Here is a 15126-nt window from a genome sequence, read left to right on the forward strand (position 1 = left end):
CAATCCGAATCATCGATTGCTCTTGATCGACGTCCAGGTTCGAGTCCGTACGCGCTCGATGGATGACGGTATCGGTTCAAGAACGTACAAGTTAGAACGCTCCGCTTCAGGAATGTAGATCGTAGGATCGTTTCGCAAGGATTCATCTACCAGAGCAGTCGCGTCCTTGTTTGGATTTTGGTAACCGATCTTATTGCTGATTTTGGCAATCACATCAGGGCGGAGGATGTAGTTTATGAAAGCATGAGCCTCCTTAGCATTCGGTGCGTTCAGAGGAATGGCGATGACATCTGACCAGGTAGGTGCGCCCTCCTTGGGGACAACCATCTTGATCTTGACCCCTTTTCCGGCAGCGTTGGCAAGTTGCTTGGCCAAAGTAAAGCCGCCCGACCACCCAACGGCTGCGCAGATATCCCCGTTGGCCAGATCCATGCCATACCTGGACGAGTTGAAATAGCTCACATATGGGCGAATTTTCAGAACTGCCTGCTCGGCCTGCTTGTAATCACTGGCCTTTTGACTGTTTGGATCGAGGCCTTGGTAATGCAAGGCAATCGGAATGATCTCTGTCGCAGCATCCAGGAAACCAACACCGCACGTGGCGAGCTTGGAAATATTTTCAGGTTTGAATATGGCGTCCCACGAACCCATGTCTGCGTCTTTGCCGAGCGCCTTCTGAACCATGTCCACGTTGTAGCCGATGATCGTAGTTCCAAGCAGGTACGGAACGGCATATTGGTTCCCCGTATCCCCCACTGCTTCGAGGTTTTTCATCACGGACTCGTCCAAATGACTCCAGTTCGGTAGCTGCGCACGATCAAGTGGCTCTAGCGCTTTAGCCTGGATGAGCTTTCCAATGTTCGAGCTTCCAGGAAAGACTACGTCATAGCCCGAGTTACCGGTCAACAACTTTGACTCAAGGATTTCAACGCTATCGAACACATCGTAAATTGGACGTATGCCTGTCTCCTGCTCAAAGTCCTTCAGAACCTGCGGTGGTAGATACTCAATCCAGTTGTAGATCCTGACGGTAGGCTGAGCCCAAGCCAGAGAACTGACGGCCAGTGCAGCGACGCCAAACACGCTGCGCAAAAAAGCCTGCTTCATGAACGACACCTCGCAATTGATAATGCCTGATTGAACTCAGTAGCGATACGTAAAATAGAGTTCAAGCGCACTGAAACGCTCGTCATCCCCGAAAACTTGTTTTGCAGCGGATTTTGCATTTACCCAGTTATACGAAAGGGACGTATAAAGGCGAGGCGTTGGCGTCCAATCTAAGTACACTGCCGTCTCATCCGCAAATCTACGCTTGTCAACCGGGGTTCCTTGATAGTTCTTTTCGTCAAGCGAGAATTGGTAGTGGATGACACCAAACGTCAGGTTTTCAGTGAGGTGGTTCTTGATTGAAAACTGATGAACATTCTGGTTGGTGTTGAACAGGAGATAGTTTCCGACGACGTCACCGAGCAACCAGGTACCCCAGTCGATAAACCCTTTACTTAAAGGATCCCAGGCTTTTTGGCGATTATCAGTTAGATCGGAGTCACCCGAAAAGTGCGTGTAACGGTATCCAAGCACAGGCGCGAAGGGAAGCATATCAAACGTGTAATCCGCCTCGGCATACCAAGCGTTGGCGTCGTAGTCAACGCCGTCACCATTCCCTCGCTGGACTGCGTATTCGCCATTGAGTTCCAGAGCGGGCAGAGCCGGGTGAACGGCCTTGAGAGCCCGCACGTTATAGACCTGCATACCGTCACGGGCAGCTCGTGCAGGGGTATGGCCCTCAAGCGCATCGACCTTCATAGCAGTTGCCCCAAGAACGACTGCACCGCCCACATCATAATCCAGGTTGACCCCATTCATCCGGAAATCGCCCAGATGATCATCGGTGGCCAAACTGAAAGCTTGTACCTGAGCAGCTCCACCATCCCAGGCCAACAAAGCAGAATCGCGAAACGCCGTGCGCGGGCCAAGCCAGTACGCGCCGTCCCCGAAGGTATCAAGGTTGCCATCCATGACGATGAAGCCGGTACCAATCATGTAGTCCTGACGGCCAGCCGTGAATTTCCAATTCCCAGCCCGGAAGCCTGCGTAAGCCTCTTCGACAGAAGCGCTGCCATCGGAGCTGCGCGTGTTGCCGCCAGCATCACCATCCCCAAAGGTGCTTGCGGCAACCACTGAGCCACCCGCCAATAAGCTCAGATCAGGATTCAACTTATAATCAAATGCAACCTTGGGCTTGACATAAATTTCTTGCCAAGTCGTTTTTGTACCACGATCCTTACCGCTACGAAGATCCTTGACCCCGGCCCCGAAGTTAATGTTCCGAGCGGTGATAGTAGAGCCACCCGCAGAGAATGAAAACTCTCCACTTAAATCACCATCTTCAAACTTGTAACCGGCCCATGTGAACTGACTCACTGAAACGAGGCCGAGCGCTAGCAATACTCCGGCATTACGCGGGGTGCGGTACATGTGATGCTCCTGTGCATTGTTTTTGTATTACAGGGCAGTTGGGCGGCAAATCATGCCGCCGAAACCTGCTAAAGCAGGAGGATGCGACTGCATCCTTTAATTATTTTTTAAACACTCAAATGCATTGCAATAGCGCGTAGCATCCGCACGCTATCCGCATCTAGGTCGGTAACAGCTTCAGGTAGGGAGGATTGCTTGACGATTACTGTCCTGGAGGGAATATCCACAAACAGGTACTGCCCATGGATACCACCTGCCATGATGGCTTGACTGTGGTCGTTGAAGACATACCACTGGCTGCGATACGACGCCCCCGGCGTCCACTCGGAGAACTCTTCGTTCGCAGCGTAGATAGCAGGGTCAGCGCCACGAAGCACTCGCTCGATCGCGCTCTGAGAAATGAGCTGTTCACCATTGCGGTTGCCGCCATCGAGAATCAACTGACCAAAGCGGGCCATGTCACGCAAGGTCGCGTTGAAGCCGGCACCAGCCACACTGCGCCCCCAAGGGTCAGCCATAAAATAGCCATCGCGCTCGCAGCTGAGCTTGCCCCACACGCGCTCAAGATGCTCCGAACAAGACAGACCGCTTGCTCGCTCCATCACCCACGCTAACGCCTCAGTCGTTGCAGTCACGTAGTGGAAAAACCCACCGTGCTCACCCAATTTTCGCAACGAGGGGATGTACTGGTACAGCGACTCATAGCGCGAAAACTCAGTCGGCGCCGGCTGAAATCCGCAGGCGTAGCCATATTGAGAGCTTTCCGAAGCAGGATCGTCATAGACCTCGCTGTAGTCGATGCCTACCGCCATGTCGAACAGTTGCTGCACGGTTGCGTCTGCGAAGGCACCGTCGCCAAACTCAGGAACATAGGTCTTGGCCAGAGCCTCCGGGTTCAAAATGCCCGACGACACTAAGTCTTCACCGATCATGCCGATCAACGATTTGGTAACGGAGAACATGATGTGCCGGTCGCTGCGCTGCTGACCATTGAAGTACTCCTCGTGCATAACCTCGCCGTTACGCACCACGATGAAGGCGTCGGTTTGGCTCGCCTGCAGGTGCTCAGCAACCGTCACCGACTCGCCGATCACGCTTTCGAACGCCAAGCCACCCAGTGATCCGGGAGCACATTTCCACTCACTGGGAGCACCGTTCCCAGCTTTGACATCGATGGTTGGGCGCAAGCGTGCAAGATTTCTGAAAGCCCAGCGGTTGTAGGGTGGACGCATCCAGTTATCCCAGGTCACCCGGGCATCTGGAGTGGCTGGGAACCCTTGCATCAGAGAGACTGAAAGTCCACCGCTGATGACCGCTTGCTTGGCCTTACGGTACTGCTCGGCCAGATGATCAATCTTGTTATCGTTCATGACGCTGTCCCGAAAAATGACTCTGCGGTTCGTGCAGATGCCCTAAAGATTTATTACGAACAAAAACTTTAGTCAACTAAAACATTTTATTGGGATCACCTTTTCTGGTAGGCTACATTCGACTGTGGACAACCGGATAGCGCAAGTGAGTGGATTACGTGAACGACAGATGGAGCTGCGCCGCCAGGCCATCTCCGAGGCGGCCATCGAATTGTTCAGAGATCAGGGGTATGCGCAGACGTCTATTGACCAGATAGCGAAGCTCGCCGGGGTGTCGTCACCTACCGTTTTCAAGTACTACCCGAGCAAGCAGGAGATCCTGCTGGGGTTGCTTCAGGAGGCTGATCAGCGCGCAGTGCTCGACCTGCGGGAGGTCATGCACCAGTTCGAAGACCCGGTGGATCTGCTGTGCCACCTGGAATCGCTTCTGATCAGCTACAGCCTCAAAGTCTTACCTGCCCCCATTTGGGCTGAGCTGCTGCCACTGGTGCTGAGCGGTGGAGTCGGGCTGCCTGACTCGTACCATCAAATGAACCACAAGCTGCAGGGAGAGATTGCAAATGTGCTCAGGGCGCTTCAGGAGGCAGGCAAGCTCAGGGCGGATCTGGACGTCGAGTTGGCCGCGTTCCTCTTGAACGACTATTCCCATGTCCAGCTGATGAGGCTAGTCAAAGCGACGGATCCAGATCGCGAGGAACACAACAGCAATGTCCGGCGAATCACCTCATTGCTATTCCATGGGATGAAGGCTGGCTAGGCATTGGCTTCGTGAGAGGTTGCTGGAGCGGAGCAGCGCTCGTGCGGCAATGAAGAACCTCCCGTGGCACCTACCGGAGGTGGGATTAAAGACCCTCGCCGAGGGTTGGTCTGGAATGGAAAAGCTGCAGGGTCGGGCTCAGCTTGACTGCATCACCTGATACACCACTTAGGTGCTCGATGAGGAGCAGAGCAAAGAAAGGGCAGCAAGGCTCAAATCTTGGTTTGACAAGAAATATGCGTTTCCGGGGATTGTGGCAAAACGTGGTATTCGTCGAAAATCAGCAAGCCCACCCCTTCCAGTGCCGGGTCGGCTTGCAGGCGGCGGGTAAGAATACCTTCGGTGACCACTTCGATACGGGTGCCGGGGCCTACCTTGCTGTCCAGGCGGATGCGGTAGCCCACGGTTTGCCCAACCTGCTCACCCAGCTCACTGGCCAGCCGCTCGGCCGCCGCGCGGGCGTCCAGGCGCCGGGGTTCCAGCATGAGGATGGTCTGCCCGGCCAGCCATGGCTCGTGCAACAACGCCAGCGGCACACGGGTGGTCTTGCCCGCCCCCGGGGGCGCCTCGAGCACCGCTTCGTCGCGGGTTTGCAAGGCTTGGCGCAAAGCGGGCAAGGCCGCATCAATGGGTAATGAAATCATGGTGGTCCTCGAACAGTCTGGCGAGTATAACGGCGAACCCAGCCTGCCCTATCATGGTCTTAGCATCAGGCTCAGGCGCTTCGCTTGCCCTGCTGAATACCCTTTCGGAGATTGTCATGCGCATCCCAACCCGCGCCATCGGTGGCGCACTCGTGGTTACCCTGCTGACCCAACTGACCGCCTGCGGCACCATTTTCTACCCGGACCGTCGCGGCCAGATCGGTGGCAAGGTCGACCCGGTGGTTGCCGCCATGGACGCTATCGGCATCCTCTTCTACGTGATCCCCGGGCTGATCGCCTTCGGCATCGACTTCGCCACCGGCGCCATCTACTACCCAGGCGGCCACACCGCCCAAGTCGACCCGGCAAAACTGCAACAGGCGGTCAGCCCGGATGGCAAGGTCGACAACCTGAAGCTGCAGGCCATTCTTGAAACCGAACTGGGCCAGCGCCTGCCGCTTGACGACCCGCGGCTTATCCAGCACCGCGGCAGTGTCGAGCAATTGGCCAGCCTTGGCTTGGTGCCAGCAGCCTGAACCACAAGGACCTGACCACGGATGATAACTACCCCGGCTGAACACCAGCGCCTGTTGCGCCTGGCCACCCGCGCCTCGCTGGCGGTGGCCGGCATCCTGGTAGTGAGCAAGGCGCTGGCCTGGTGGCTGAGCGGCTCGGTCAGCCTCCTGGCCGGGCTCACCGACTCGGCACTGGACGCCGTCGCCTCGTTCCTCAACCTGCTGGCCGTGCACTACGCCCTGCGCCCGGCTGATGACGACCACCGCTTCGGGCATGGCAAAGCCGAAGCCCTGGCCGGCATGGCGCAGGCGCTGTTCATCGGCGTCAGTGCCGTATTGATCGGCGTGCAGGCGGTGGAGCGCCTGCATACGCCACAACCCTTGGGTGATACCAGCATTGGTATCGCGGTGATGCTGCTGTCACTGGTGCTGACGGTCGCCCTGCTGGCCTTCCAGTACAAGGTCATCCGCCTGACCGGCTCCACGGCGATCCGCGCCGACTCGCTGCACTACCGTTCGGACCTGCTGCTCAATAGCAGCATCCTGCTGGCGCTGTTACTGGCCCGTTTCGGCTGGCCGCAGCTGGATGCGCTGTTCGGCCTGGGCATTGCCCTCTACATCCTGTGGAGCGCGCTGCAGATCGCGCGCGAGAGTATCGCCATCCTGATGGACAAGGAGCTGCCCGGCGATGTGGGCGAGGAAATGGCCGCGCTGGTGTTGGCCATTCCCGGGGTCAAAGGCGTGCACGACCTGCGTACGCGGCTGTCGGGCAACCAGTGGTTCGTACAACTGCACCTGGATTTGCCCGGGCAGTTGCCGCTGCATGATGCCCATGAGCTGTGCGTGGAGGCCTCGCGGGTGATCCGCCAGCGTTATCCGCAAGCGGATGTGATGGTGCATGCCGACCCGGTCTGAACCTGCGCGTGGGTCAGTTGACGCTGTACCCTCGGCCGCTGAAGCAGGCCCCCAGTGCGCGTTGGTAATTGCTGAGCACATTCGGCGGCGGCGCGTAGGTCGCGGTGGCGGGGTCGAAGCCTGACTGGCTGACCGCCCAGCGGTGGCACTGGTAACGGTCCTGCTCCTGCTGCTCCGGGCCTTGGCCATACATCGGGTACGCCATCACGTCATAGCCGCCCGCAACCGGCGGTGGCGGCGCGGGTGGCGGCGGGTTGACCACCACATATTCCTGGCTGTCTTCCAGGTACTGGTAGTAGGTATCGGCAACCAGGAAGAACAACGCCCCACCCACCCACACTTCCCGTGCATACGGCGGCAGGTAATTCACCCGCACCCCGTAAGGCGGGGTTACCACGATGTAATTGCCGCCATGCGGGCGGTACCAGTAGCCGCCGGAGTAGAAGTAGTCATGGCCGCGATAGGGCACTTTCCAGTAGCGGTCAGGGAAACGATCGACCGTGTGCCCAGGGCGGTACTGCGGCCCCGGCCCCCAGCCATTGCCATGGCCGTCCGGGCGCCCCTGCCAGTCGCCACCGGGCCTTGGCCCCGGCCCCCCGGCTTGCCAGCGATGCTCATCGCCATGGCGGCGGGGAATATCCTGGTAGTAGCCCTGCCGGGGCGGCTGGGTCTGGCGCACTTCGTCGCGGGCGTTCAGCGGCCGACCGGGCGCAGGGTCGCCGGGCCCTTCGGCCAGCGCCCCAAGGCTGATGCCCAACCCCAGCAAACCAACACCTGCCAACTGCCAGATGCGCGACGTCATGGTATTCCTCTCGGTAGGTAAACTGCAGCAGGCAGCCAGTCTACCGTGCTCTTCAGGCCGGCCAATTAAAATTACCGACATGAAAAAAGGGAGGCCGCAGGGCCTCCCTTCAGGAATTGTCGTCCGTGCTCGGCACTTGTGGCGCCGGCTCACCTCACAGCGTCTTCTGGAAGCTGTGTAGCCCGGGGGCCTGCGGATCCGGTTGGATGGCTGGCCGCGACCGCCCGCCTAGGGCGCGTCGCCGTGGACTGATGTCCGGGCAGTGATTCTGTTGATAAAGATACCGGACAGCTGGCGGCAGCGGATTGCGAAGATTGCTCATATAAATATTACTTGCGCAATTTTTCACCCTGGAATGATAATTCGCCGCAATCCGAACAGAAAAGGCAAATGCCATGAGCAAACTCGACCGCTATGACCTGAGCATCCTCGCCGAATTGCAGCGCGATGCGCGCATTTCCAACCAGGAACTGGCCGAGCGCATCGGCTTGTCGCCTTCGCCATGCTCGCGTCGGGTCAAGCAGCTGGAGGACGACGGCTACATCTCCCGCCAGGTCGCCCTGCTCGACCGCAAGAAGCTGGGTCTGAGCCTGACCGCCTACGTGCTGATCGGCATGGACCGGCACACGCCGGAGCGCTTCGAGACCTTCGAGGCCGCTATCCGCAACCTGCCACAGGTATTGGAATGCAGCCTGGTCACCGGTATGGATGCCGACTACCAGTTGAAGGTGGTGGTGCCCGACATGGACCACTACCAGAAACTGCTGCTCGGCAGCCTGACCCGCATCGAAGGCGTCACCAGCGTGCGTTCGAGTTTCGTGCTGAACCAGGTGCTGGCCAGCACCGAGCTGCCATTGACCCACCTTCGGTAATTGCCCGCGCCTGCGGGCGTATACTCGAGCGCTCAAACTGCCTGGAGAACACCGATGGATCCCGCCGTATTCGAAGAGTGGATGATGATCATCCTGGTCACCGTGCTGATCGGTTTCATGGGTTTCATCGTCTGGGACCTGGCGAAAAAGTCCAAGGCGGGCAAGTTCGGTACGCTGATCCTGTTCTTCGTGCTGGGGCTGGGGGTGCTGGCCTTTATCATCAAGAGCGTGGTGGTGGGGTTTCTTGAAGGGGTTTAGGCCTTGGGAATGCGGGGAGCGCTTTGCGCTCCATCGCGACACAAGGCCGCTCCTACAGGGGTCGCACAAAGCGGGGATCGCGACCCAAGGCATGGGTTTGCGCGGTTCTGTAGGAGCGGCCTTGTGTCGCGATGGGCCGCAAAGCGGCCCCCACTAGCGCTGCAATTTTGCCGGAACCTCGCGCCAGCACCCCTGCTCCAACCCGTCGAGCGCCCAGTCACCAATGCGTACCCGCACCAGGCGCAAGGTCGGCAACCCCACCGCTGCCGTCATGCGCCGCACCTGGCGGTTACGCCCTTCACGAATCACCAGCTCCAGCCAGCTGGTCGGCACGCTCTTGCGAAAACGCACCGGCGGGTTGCGCGGCCACAACGCGGGCTCGGCCAGGCGCCGCGCCTCGGCCGGCAAGGTCGGCCCATCGTTCAGCTCCACGCCGTCACGCAAACGCTGCAACTGCTCGTCGCTCGGCTCACCTTCCACCTGCACCCAGTAGGTCTTGGCCAGCTTGTGCTTAGGGTCGGCAATCCGCGCTTGTAGCCCGCCATCGTTGGTCAGCAATAGCAAGCCTTCACTGTCACGGTCCAGCCGCCCGGCCGGGTATACGCCCGGGATATCGATGAAGTCCTTGAGCGTCGCCCGCCCTTCGCCGTCACTGAACTGGGTCAGCACGTCGAACGGTTTGTTGAACAGGATCAGGCGGGGCTCGGCCGGCGGCGCTTTGGCCTGGCGACGCGGGCCGGCGGCAGGCCGCGCCTGGGGGCGGCGCGGCTTGTTACGGGGTGGCAGTGACATGGATCCTCAGCGGAACGGCGGCTCATCGAAGCTGCGCAGTTTACGCGAGTGCAACGAGTTGAGCTCGGTGCGCAGCAGGTCGAGGGCAGCAATGCCGATCTTCAGGTGCTGGCTGACCGCCCGGTTATAGAAGGCGTTGGCCGAACCTGGCAGCTTGATCTCGCTGTGCAGCGGTTTGTCGGACACGCACAGCAAGGTGCCGTACGGTACCCGCAAGCGGTAGCCCTGGGCGGCAATGGTGCCGCTTTCCATATCTACCGCCACGGCACGTGAGAGGTTGATCAGCGGCCGCTCCTGGGCCCAGCGCAGCTCCCAGTTACGGTCATCGTAGGTCAGCACGGTGCCGGTGCGCAGGCGCTTCTTCAACTGTTCGCCACGCTCTCCGGTCACTTGCGCAGCCGCTTCCTGCAGCGCCAACTGCACTTCGGCCAGCGCCGGGATCGGAATGTTCGGCGGCACCACGCGGTCGAGAATGCCGTCGCGGCGCATGTAGGCGTGTGCCAGAACATAGTCGCCAATGGTCTGCGACTGGCGCAAGCCGCCGCAGTGGCCAATCATCAACCAGCAATGCGGGCGCAGCACCGCCAGATGGTCGGTGATGTTCTTCGCATTCGACGGGCCGACGCCGATGTTGACCAGGGTGATGCCGTCACCGTCGGCGGCGATCAGGTGGTAGGCCGGCATCTGGTAACGGTGCCAGACCACGCTGGCAACCAGCGCCTGGGCTTCGCCATGGTCCATGCCCTTTTCGATGGCCACGTTGCCCGGCAGCACCATGCGCACGAAACGCGGGTCGTCACGCAACTGCTCCAGGCCATGGCTGATGAACTGGTCGACATAGCGGTGGTAGTTGGTCAGCAGGATCCACGGCTGCATGTGGCGCCAGTCGCTGCCGGTGTAATGCACCAGGCGGCGCAGCGAGAAGTCGACGCGTGCGGCATCGAACAGTGCCAGCGGCAACACGTCGGCATGATCCCAGTCGTACAGGCCGTCGGCGATATTGTCGGTGGCGGCCGACAGGTCGGTGCTGGGGAACACCCGCGCCAACTGCGCGGCGGTGATGCCGCTGCCGGCCAGTTCGTCACCCTGGTCGACCACATAGGGGTAAGGGATATTCTGTTCGCTGACGCCCACTTCTACTGTAACGGTGTAGTCGTGCATCAGCGGGCGCAGCTGCTCCAGCAGATAACCACGGAACGCCGCGGGCTGGGTGACAGTGACGCTGTAGGTGCCGGCCACCTGCACCTTGGCATAGGCGCGCGTGGTGGCGGCGACTTCGCCATGGCTGTAGTAGGTCAGACGCAGGGCCGGGTAGCGGAACAGGTCGCGCTGCTCGGCGTCGGGTTCGGTGCGGTCTTTCAGATAACGCTTGAGCGCGAGGCTTAGGGCACCGGTGGCTTGTTCATGCAGGGCCGCCAGACGATCGACGGCCTGTTCGGGGGTATCAACGACTACAAAAGCGTGGCTCACACTGTGCTTCCTGTCTGGACATGCATGTGAACCATCTTGCCTGCCTTCTTGGCTAAATACATCCCCATTGATCGGTGCTGGAATCTTCGCGGGCGCGCCAGCTCCCACAGGTACGGCACCGCCCGGGACATCTATGAAGATATTGGGAGCGGGCATGCCCGCGAAGAAGCCGAATCAATTCGCCCAGGCTGGCGTCGCCCGCGCCACCAATGCCTGCACATCCACACCACGCGGCAACGCCCCATACACCCGGCCGCCCCCCGCCAACCGGCTGCCAATGAACGCATCACTCACCAACGCATTGCCCGCCTCCAGCAACAGCTTGGCCTGCAACGCCAAGGCAATATCCTCGGTCAACTGCCGCGCGCGGTACTGCATGTCGCCAGTATCGGCAAACGCCCCCTTGAGGTTGCCGATATGCGCCGCCAAACGTGGGTCACCATGCCCATCGCCCAGCTCGGCGAACAAGGCATCGAGCACCCCCGGTTCCTTGGAAAGGGCCCGCAGCACATCCAGGCACTGCACATTGCCCGAGCCTTCCCACGTCGAGTTCACCGGTGCTTCGCGGTACAGCCGGGGCAGGATGCTGTCTTCCACATAACCGGCACCGCCCAGGCATTCGGCGGCTTCGTTGATCATGGCCGGCGCACGCTTGCAGATCCAGTACTTGCCCACTGCCGTCACCAGGCGGGCGAAGTGCGCCTGCTGCGGGTCTTCGAGCTGCTCCAGCGCCTGCCCCATGCGCAAGCTGAGTGCGAGCGCAGCCTCGCTCTCCAAGGCCAGGTCGGCCAGTACGTTCTGCATCAGCGGCTGCTCATTCAACACGCGCCCACCGACCTTGCGGTACGCGCAGTGGTGGGTAGCCTGGGTCAGCGCCTGGCGCATCAGCGCACTGGAGCCGACCATGCAATCGAAGCGGGTCATGGCGACCATTTCGATAATGGTCGGCACACCGCGCCCTTCTTCGCCGATCATCCACGCCAACGCCCCGCGAAACTCCACCTCGCTGGAGGCGTTCGAGCTGTTGCCGAGCTTGTTCTTCAGGCGCTGGATATAGAACTGGTTGCGGCTGTCATCCGGGCGGTGGCGCGGCAGCAGGAAACAACTCAGCCCCTTTTCGGTTTGTGCCAGGGTAAGGAAGGCATCGCACATCGGCGCCGAACAGAACCACTTGTGGCCGACCAGCTCGTAGGCCTGACCCGGGCCCGGCGCCCCGACCGAGTAGGCCCGGGTGGTGTTGGCCCGCACATCGGTGCCGCCCTGTTTTTCGGTCATCGCCATTCCCAGGGTGACCCCGGCCTTGTGCCGGTCGCCGACATTGCGCGGGTCATACTCGCAGGCGAGGATCTTCGGCAGCCAATACTCGGCCAGCTCGGGTTGCAAGCGCAGGGCTGGCACGGCGGCAAAAGTCATGGTCAACGGGCAGCCGCTGCCGGCTTCGGCCTGGCTGTGCAGGTAGGTCATCGAAGCCCTTGCCACATGTGCGCCGGGGCGGGGTTCGGCCCATGGCAGCGACGGCAGGCCATGTTCGACGGCGGTGCGCATCAGTTCGTGATAGGCCGGATGGAACTCGACCAGGTCGATGCGATGGCCGTAGCGGTCGTGGCTGCTGAATTCGGGTTTGTGGGCGTTGGCCAGAAAGCCAGCCTGCATCAGCGGCCCCCCGGCCAGGGCGCCGTAGGCATCGATCCGCGACTCGGCCCAGCCCGCGCCGAAACGCCGCGACCACTCCTGGAGTGGCAGGTCGAGGCGGTAAAGGTTGGCACCGTCGAGGGACGGTGGCTGGTTGGTGACTGCGTGGGTTTCAGCGTACTGGTGCAGGTTCATCGGGGGCTCCTGGATCCGGGTAGGCTTGAAAGACCCAGTGAAGCACTGCCTGCGGGGTTGGCAAAGTGGCATTCGTGACTAAAGGTGTGGTGGTGGGGGCATGGGTTGCAGGTGCATGTCTTGAGCCTGCATCTGGGCTGGCAGGTGTTCGCCATAAGATCTGCGGCGCGGGTGAGGTCGAGCGCCGAAGCGTTCGCCTCGACACATTCAGCGCCTGCCAGATCGAGCGCCGCCCCCCCCCTCAAACCGAACGACGCTTCTGCAAGATACCCACCGGCACCTGCCCCTGCGAAACCGCCATATTCAAACTCAACTCAAACCGGCTCCCCAGCCCGCGCGTCGACTCATGCGCCAACCGCGCACCCAGCAACTCGCCCATCTGCCGGCAGATCGACAGCCCGATCCCCAACCCGCCATAGCGGCGGGTCATCGAGCCATCTACCTGGAAGAACCGCTGATACAACGTCGCCTGGTCCAGGTCATCGAAGCCGATACCGCTGTCGCTGACAGTGAAGGTCAGCGCCATGTCATCCGGCCCCACCCGGCGCCCGCGCACCTGGATCACCACGCCGCCCTGATGGGTGAACTTCAACCCGTTATCCACCAGGCACCCCAGGCAACGCGCCAGCTTGGGCCCGTCACCCAGTAACCCATCCGGCAAATCGGCCGGGATATCCAGGCTCAGGTACAGGCCCTTGGCCAATGCCTGGCCGGCATAACCGGCGCGCAGGCTCTGCAACAAAGTACGCAGGCTGAACGGCGCCGGCTGCGCCCGCAGGCGCCCCGCTTGCAGCTCGGACAGCGTAAGAATGGCATCGACCATGTCCATCATGCCTTGCGCCGAACCGACCGCTGTACGGTGGTACTGGGCCATCTCGCCTTCCATCGGCAAGGTATGCATCAACTCCAGCGAGCCAATCACCCCGTTCATCGGCGTGCGCAGTTCATGGGTCACACTGGCCAGAAATTCGTCTTTCAACCGGTTGCTCCTGGCCAACTGCAGGTTCAATTGTTCCAGCGTACGACCGGTTTCACGCAAGGCCTGCGCCTGCTGCTCGCGCAGGATGTTGATGCGGTCGGCCAGCGCCAGCGACAACAGTGCCACCTCCAGTGCCGAACCCAGCTGGCTGGCATACATGGTGATGAACACGTTCGGCAGGTAGCCCAGCACCATCAGGGTGTTGACCAGGCCACCGAGCAGGAACGCCGTCCAGGCAATGATGAACCAACGCGCCAGGCGCAACCCGCGCCACCAGGCATACAGCCCGGCGCTGAACACACTGACGGTGAACAGCAGCGCCAGCAGGGTGGCCATGCGCAGCGCCACCCCATAGGCCGTGCTCACGGCCAGCACCATGACCGCCACGCCCCCCAGCATCAACAGCTGCAATAGCCGATCGAAGCCCCGGCTGATACTGCCAAGCTGCAGGAAGTGGCGGGCGAACTGGCAGGCGAACAGCGCGGCAGCACCGATGCTCAGCGGTGTCGCGGCATTCGCCCACCATGGGCTGTCCGGCCAGAAGTAGGCTACACCGGCGCCATTCACCGACACCTGGTAAAGGCCGAACGAGGCGATATAGAGGATGTAGTAGAGGTAGCTGACGTCGCGCACGCTGAGGTAGATGAACAGGTTGTACACCAGCATCACCAGCAGCACGCCATAAATCATGCCCAGCACATACAGGCGGGTCGGTTGCGCCTCGATGTAGGCCTCGGGGGCCCATAGCGCCAGCGGCGCCTGCACCGAGCCCTGGCTGTGCAGCCGCAGGTAAGCGGTAGTCACCTGGCCGGGCGGCAGCTGCAGTTCGAACAGATAATTGCTCTGGCGCACTTGCCGGCTGTCGTAGGGCAAGGCATCGCCGGTGCGCTGGGCCAGGCGGTAGCCGCCATTGCCATCGGCCAGGTACAGCTCCAGATGATCCAGGGGCGGGTAGGCCAGTTCCAGCAGCCACTGCCGGGGCGCAGCACCGGGTATCGCAACCGGGCGCAACTCGACCTTGAGCCAGAACACCGAAGTGGAATAACCGGCGTTCAGCACCTCATCTGGGTGGGGGCGGAAGTATCTGGCGAAGTCCGGGGCGCTGACTTGGGCGATGCTGCTACTGCCATCCGGGTCCTCATAAACCTGCATGACCTTGCCCAGCGGCAGGTGCCGGGTAGCCTCGTCGAAATCGACTGCGCCGGCCAGCACGGGCAGCATCCCCAGAAGCACAATCAGCAAATAGCGCATACAGCCCCAGCCTGGTCTGTGCAGTCGCGTCGCGGTTGCCTCCCATCCGTTTGAGACGACGTGATCCAGCAGAGTCCGTTTGTCGAGTTATCCAAGCACTCTAGCATAGCTGTAACCGCTGGCAATCTGCCATGCCAAAACGCGAACAAAGGCTTCTAAATCAATAGCTTAATGGAAGATGCAAGCTATAAGCTGA

Annotated in this window: 13 protein-coding genes and 1 pseudogene; 5 read left to right on the forward strand and 9 right to left on the reverse strand. The window is 60.7% G+C overall.

The features are described from left to right. Positions 1-9: 9 nt before the first annotated feature. The 3 genes from AACG97_RS24765 to AACG97_RS24775 all read right to left on the reverse strand — a co-directional run bounded on the left by AACG97_RS24765 (position 10) and on the right by AACG97_RS24775 (position 3848). On the reverse strand, positions 10-1107 hold the full coding sequence (locus tag AACG97_RS24765) for a polyamine ABC transporter substrate-binding protein (RefSeq protein WP_197886258.1): 1098 nt from the start codon (positions 1105-1107) through the stop codon (positions 10-12). Positions 1108-1143: 36 nt separating this feature from the next. Continuing rightward, positions 1144-2478: a hypothetical protein gene (locus tag AACG97_RS24770; RefSeq protein ID WP_115294835.1), complete on the reverse strand. Its 1335-nt coding sequence runs from the start codon at positions 2476-2478 to the stop codon at positions 1144-1146. 107 nt (positions 2479-2585) lie between these two features. Next, positions 2586-3848, reverse strand: coding sequence for a serine hydrolase domain-containing protein (locus tag AACG97_RS24775; RefSeq protein ID WP_197886259.1), 1263 nt, complete (start codon positions 3846-3848; stop codon positions 2586-2588). Positions 3849-3993: 145 nt separating this feature from the next. Here AACG97_RS24775 and AACG97_RS24780 point away from each other — a divergent pair, with 145 nt between their 5' ends. Further along, on the forward strand, positions 3994-4605 hold the full coding sequence (locus tag AACG97_RS24780) for a TetR/AcrR family transcriptional regulator (RefSeq protein ID WP_033690910.1): 612 nt from the start codon (positions 3994-3996) through the stop codon (positions 4603-4605). Positions 4606-4868: 263 nt separating this feature from the next. Here the strand turns inward: AACG97_RS24780 and AACG97_RS24785 are convergent. Then, a pseudogene (locus tag AACG97_RS24785) lies at positions 4869-5249 on the reverse strand (DEAD/DEAH box helicase); the annotation flags it as partial. Between the two features lie 116 nt (positions 5250-5365). Here AACG97_RS24785 and AACG97_RS24790 point away from each other — a divergent pair. Together AACG97_RS24790 and AACG97_RS24795 are read left to right on the forward strand one after the other, a co-directional pair. Then, entirely contained in the window at positions 5366-5785 is a 420-nt protein-coding gene (locus tag AACG97_RS24790) for a polyribonucleotide nucleotidyltransferase (protein WP_197886260.1), read from the forward strand. A gap of 21 nt (positions 5786-5806) precedes the next feature. Next, entirely contained in the window at positions 5807-6679 is an 873-nt protein-coding gene (locus AACG97_RS24795; protein WP_009685411.1) for a cation diffusion facilitator family transporter, read from the forward strand. Between the two features lie 13 nt (positions 6680-6692). Here the strand turns inward: AACG97_RS24795 and AACG97_RS24800 are convergent, their stop codons facing one another. Next, positions 6693-7481 carry a DUF6515 family protein gene (locus AACG97_RS24800; RefSeq protein WP_125855119.1) on the reverse strand — a complete coding sequence of 263 codons (789 nt, stop codon included), beginning with the start codon at positions 7479-7481 and terminating at the stop codon, positions 6693-6695. Positions 7482-7876: 395 nt separating this feature from the next. On the opposite strand from AACG97_RS24800, the gene AACG97_RS24805 reads away from it, so the two are divergent. Together AACG97_RS24805 and AACG97_RS24810 are read left to right on the forward strand one after the other, a co-directional pair. Beyond that, the gene (locus AACG97_RS24805; RefSeq protein ID WP_003249795.1) at positions 7877-8353 is read left to right on the forward strand and encodes an Lrp/AsnC family transcriptional regulator; all 477 of its coding nucleotides are present in this window, start codon (positions 7877-7879) and stop codon (positions 8351-8353) included. A 54-nt stretch (positions 8354-8407) separates the two neighbouring features. Then, positions 8408-8611: a DUF2788 domain-containing protein gene (locus tag AACG97_RS24810; RefSeq protein ID WP_003249787.1), complete on the forward strand. Its 204-nt coding sequence runs from the start codon at positions 8408-8410 to the stop codon at positions 8609-8611. A gap of 153 nt (positions 8612-8764) precedes the next feature. On the opposite strand, the gene AACG97_RS24815 is transcribed toward AACG97_RS24810, so the two are convergent. From AACG97_RS24815 to AACG97_RS24830, 4 genes are all read right to left on the reverse strand, one after another. Next, entirely contained in the window at positions 8765-9403 is a 639-nt protein-coding gene (locus tag AACG97_RS24815; protein WP_029887384.1) for a pseudouridine synthase, read from the reverse strand. Positions 9404-9409: 6 nt separating this feature from the next. Next, complete coding sequence (amn, locus tag AACG97_RS24820; RefSeq protein WP_009685408.1) at positions 9410-10873, reverse strand: AMP nucleosidase; 1464 nt, start codon at positions 10871-10873, stop codon at positions 9410-9412. 174 nt (positions 10874-11047) lie between these two features. Next, a complete protein-coding gene (locus AACG97_RS24825; protein WP_232554991.1) occupies positions 11048-12700 on the reverse strand; it encodes an acyl-CoA dehydrogenase family protein in 1653 nt (550 codons plus the stop codon). Between the two features lie 241 nt (positions 12701-12941). After that, entirely contained in the window at positions 12942-14930 is a 1989-nt protein-coding gene (locus AACG97_RS24830; protein WP_125855117.1) for a sensor histidine kinase, read from the reverse strand. Positions 14931-15126 lie beyond the last annotated feature (196 nt).

Origin of the sequence: Pseudomonas sp. Nvir, assembly GCF_963778085.1 — a bacterium.
Taxonomy (GTDB): Bacteria; Pseudomonadota; Gammaproteobacteria; order Pseudomonadales; family Pseudomonadaceae; genus Aquipseudomonas; species Aquipseudomonas juntendi.